This window comes from Flavobacterium sp. (genome assembly GCF_029242675.1).
GTDB lineage: Bacteria > Bacteroidota > Bacteroidia > Flavobacteriales > Flavobacteriaceae > Flavobacterium.
Genome location: NZ_JAQWTM010000212.1, coordinates 1 through 4346, shown reverse-complemented (window position 1 = coordinate 4346; position 4346 = coordinate 1). Strand labels below are relative to the sequence as shown.

Sequence of the window (4346 nt, the reverse complement as noted above, 5' to 3'; positions counted from 1 at the left end):
ACTATAACTTTTTAAAGAAAAATCAATATGCTTATTACCTAGAAGGTTTTGAAAAAGACTGGAATTATGTCGGTAGCAATCGAGTGGCAACCTATACCAACTTAGCAGCTGGCACCTATGTTTTCAAGGTAAAAGCGGCCGATGCCGATGGATCGTGGTCAAAAAAACCTTTGGAATTAAAAATAAAAATATTGCCACCTTGGTGGAAAACAATGTGGGCTTACCTAATCTACTTTTCGATCATCGTGGGCATTGTTATCTATCTCAATAAAATTTACCAAAACCGATTCAAAGCCAAGCAAGCGATTGTCTTCGAAAAAGAAAAAATCCAACAATTAGAAAAATTAAACACTAAAAAACTACAATTTTTTACCAATATCTCGCATGAATTTAGAACGCCATTGACCTTAATTATTAATCCGTTAGAGGATTTGTTACGAACAAAAAAGTTACCTCCTGAGATTCACAGCAAGTTGGTTACCATCCATAAAAGTTCCGATCGACTTTCGAGATTGATTAATGAGCTGATGGATTTTAACAAGTTTCAATTTAATAAAGTGTTCTTACAAGTCAAGAAAATCGAACTCGTTGCTTTTACTGAAGAGGTAATTAGCTATTTTGATGAAGAGGCGATTGCTCGCAATATTACTATCGAATTTCATCCTTCTGTAGAGCGATTAGTCGATTGGTTGGATCCAAAAATGGTAGAGAAAATTATCTTTAATATTCTATCTAATGCTTTTAAATTCACACCCGATGATGGTTTTATCCGAATCGCAATTGATAAAGTAGAACCTCAAAATTTTTTGGTTATTGATGGTGAAAAGGTACCCACTATTGCTATAACGATTAAAGATACAGGCTCAGGTATTCAGAAAAAAGATCTTAACAGAATCTTTGATCGCTTTTATCAAGTTAATAGCTTGAACAAAGTGTATTACGGCAGTACAGGTATTGGCTTAGAAGTTGTAAAAGAATTTGTAGAATTGCACAAAGGGTCTATTAGTGTAGAAAGTCAAGTAGGTGAGGGGACGCAATTTACAGTTTGTTTTCCGTTAGGAAATTCTTTTTATTCCGATGCAGAGATAGTTGACGAAACCTATGTGATCGAAAAGCAAGCTTCAAAAAGGATATTAGCACCACTAACAATTGATGAGGATGAGGAAAATGAAGAAGAAGAGATAGTAGAGAAAGTGTATACGGTTTTAGTAGTAGAGGATAATGCAGAGTTGCGAAATTATTTAAAACAAGAGTTAAGTAAAACCTATAAAGTGCTCGTGGCTTTAAATGGAAAAAAAGGATATGAAATAGCTGTTGAAAAACTTCCTGATTTAATAGTTACAGATGTTATAATGCCTGTAATGGATGGACTACAATTGTGTAAAAAGATTAAAGGGGATCTTAAAACAAGTCATATTCCGCTATTGATGCTGTCAGCAAAAGCAATGGTAAAAGACCGTTTAGAAGGTATTGACTCTGGAGCTGATTTGTATTTAAGTAAACCGTTTGAGATGGATATTTTGAAGTCAAGCCTTGCCCAATTGATAACCAGTAGGCAAATCATGTTTAAAAAATTCTATAGCGGAATTACAAATAAAGGAAAGGAAAAAACGACCACATTAGATAATGAATTTATTCAAAAAACATTGCAAATCATAACGGAGAACTTAAGTGATTCTCAGTTAAGCGTGGAGTTTTTATCGGCTAAATTATTCTTAAGTCGCAGTCAGCTGTATCGAAAAATAAAAACATTAACAGGAGTTTCAGTAAACGAATTTATCAGAAACGTGCGCTTAGAAAAAGCCAAAGAAATTATGACTAAGGGCTATTCGAGCGTTAGTGAAGTAAGTTATACAGTAGGTTTTACATCACCATCCTATTTCACCAAATGTTATAAAATAAAATACGGCGATTTTCCTAAAAGGAGCTAAAAATACTCCAATCGTACCGATAGTAAAAGGGTTTTAAATTTAATTTAAAACCCTTTTACTTTATATAAATATTACGAATCATTATAATTTAAGCCTGATAAAGTAAGGGTAATGAAAAAATAACACTCTTTTTTTTTCATAATGCTAATTTTAGCGCTTTATTATCGAATATTATTGTCTTTCAGGTGCTTATCTTTTTGTTTTGAGCTGTTTATGCATCAAATGATTGTAAAAACGCATCATTTGTTGTTGTTTGAGGTATGGGTTTACAGTAATTTGCTTAAGAAATAAGTAGGATACTGTGTTCAGGCATCAGGTGTGTTTTAGCCTTGCAGCCGCACAGTGAAAATTAATTCAAAACCAAACTAAAATAAACAGTAATCAAAAAGTAACCAATTTTATGAATCAAAAATTATTTAAAAAATTAGTACTACTAATTGTAATAATGTCTGGAAACTTGTTTTTCGCACAAACTATTAAGGGGGTAGTAACAGCGAATGGAACCACTTTACCAGGAGTGAGCGTTTTTGTTGAAGGAAGCAAGAACGGAACAAGTACTGACGCCAATGGAGCATTTGAATTAAATAATGTGGCCCTTAAAAGCACGCTAGTATTTAGTTATGTGGGATACAAGAATGTTGCCGTTAAAGCTAGTGCAACTATGAATGGGGTAATGGTTAGCGAATCTCTAAATTTCGAGGAAGTAGTTGTTATTGATACGGAACATCGAAAAAGAAAGATGTTAATGGCGCCATTAGCTCTATTAAAGCTTCTGAGATAAAAGATAAGCCGTTTACCTCAATCGATCAAGCATTAATTGGAAAAGCAGCAGGGGTAAATGTTACGCAAAACTCGGGTACACCAGGTGGTGGAATCTCTGTTCAAATTCGTGGAATAACTTCTATTAATGGAAATGAGCCTTTGTATGTAATTGACGGAACACCGGTATTTGCAGATAGAAACAATGACTCGTTTTCGTTTAGTGCATTGGGAGGTGGAAGTGGGCAAACGAAAAACTCCGCCTTATCTAATTTAAATATCGCCGATGTTGAAACGATAGATATCTTAAAGGATGCTTCGGCTACTGCTATTTACGGTGCCAATGGTGCCAATGGTGTTGTATTGATCACTACGAAAAAAGGAAAAAGAGGAAAATCGATCATTAGCTATGAATCTTACATTGCTTCTCAAGAAGCGTCGAAGTTTGTAGATGTTTTAAATTTGCCTGATTATGCTAGATATCAAGCTAAAATTTATCAATTAAACGGAGAACCAGTTCCGTTTCAATATCAAAGTCCTAGTCTTTTGGGTCAAGGAACAAATTGGCAAGATGCTCTTTTTAGAAAAGCGGCTATGTACAATCATCAATTATCGTTTTCAGGAGAAAAGGATGGAACAAGATATTATACCTCATTAAATTACTTTAACCAAGAAGGGATAGTCTTGAATTCTGATTTCAACAGATTGTCTATGCGTTTAAATGTAGACTCGAATGTAAAGTCTTGGTTGAAAATAGGAAATAACATGTCTATCAGTAAATCATCGCAACAAGTAGTTAGAAACGATGATAGAGGTGGTCTGGTAATGAATACGTTGAGACAGTCTCCTGAGTTACCGGTTCGATTTCCTGATGGTTCTTTTGCTGGACCAACAGGTAATGTAGGTTCATCGGCTAACGAAGCTACTAATCCAATTGCGTTATCACAATACAATAATGCTACTACTGAAAGATATAAAATAAACGGTAACATGTTTGCAGACTTTACACTGCTAAAAGGATTAGTTTTCAGATCAGAAGTGGGTTATGACTTAAATTTTGGAAAAAATAGTGCCTTTGTACCTAAGTATACGCTTGGAAATGTAACAGAGTTGCTTAACAAATCCTTCAAACAACAAGATCAAAGTTACTATTGGAACGTAAAAAACTACGTAACGTATAATAAAACAATTAAGGACAAACATAATTTTACTATTTTGTTAGGTCAAGAGGCTCAAGAAAGCAGGTATGAATACCTAAGCGGGTATAGAACTGGAGCTTTCTTAAACTCTGATTTCACTAATTTAGATTTGGGAGATATTGACACAGCATTAAATGGTAATGGTTCAGGTCGCTGGTCTATGGAATCGTATATATCGCGATTAAATTATAGCTTTTCAAATAAGTACTCTTTTTCAGCTTCATTACGAGCAGATGCTTCTTCTAATTTTGGCCCTAACAATAAGTGGGGTTACTTTCCCGCATTCTCAGGAGGTTGGACAGTAAGTAATGAAGAGTTTTTTGAGCCGTTGGCAAAAACAGTAAACTATTTAAAAGTAAGACTAGGATACGGTGCAGTTGGAAACCAAAATATTCCAGCAAACAGGTACCAAACAATTTTGTCTCTATCTGCTTCACCATTTGGAGGTACTTCACCA

General features: G+C 34.5%; 3 protein-coding genes. All 3 read left to right on the top strand.

Annotated features, from left to right (window positions below; genetic code table 11):
• Positions 1–1931 (top strand): hybrid sensor histidine kinase/response regulator transcription factor (locus tag P8M54_RS07985; RefSeq protein ID WP_300286998.1); only part of this gene is annotated, 1931 nt, incomplete at its 5' end.
• Between the two features lie 400 nt (positions 1932–2331).
• Positions 2332–2712 carry a carboxypeptidase-like regulatory domain-containing protein gene (locus P8M54_RS07980; protein ID WP_300286996.1) on the top strand — a complete coding sequence of 127 codons (381 nt, stop codon included), beginning with the start codon at positions 2332–2334 and terminating at the stop codon, positions 2710–2712.
• Positions 2685–4346 (top strand): SusC/RagA family TonB-linked outer membrane protein (locus P8M54_RS07975; RefSeq protein ID WP_366525138.1); only part of this gene is annotated, 1662 nt, incomplete at its 3' end. The genes P8M54_RS07980 and P8M54_RS07975, both read left to right, overlap by 28 nt.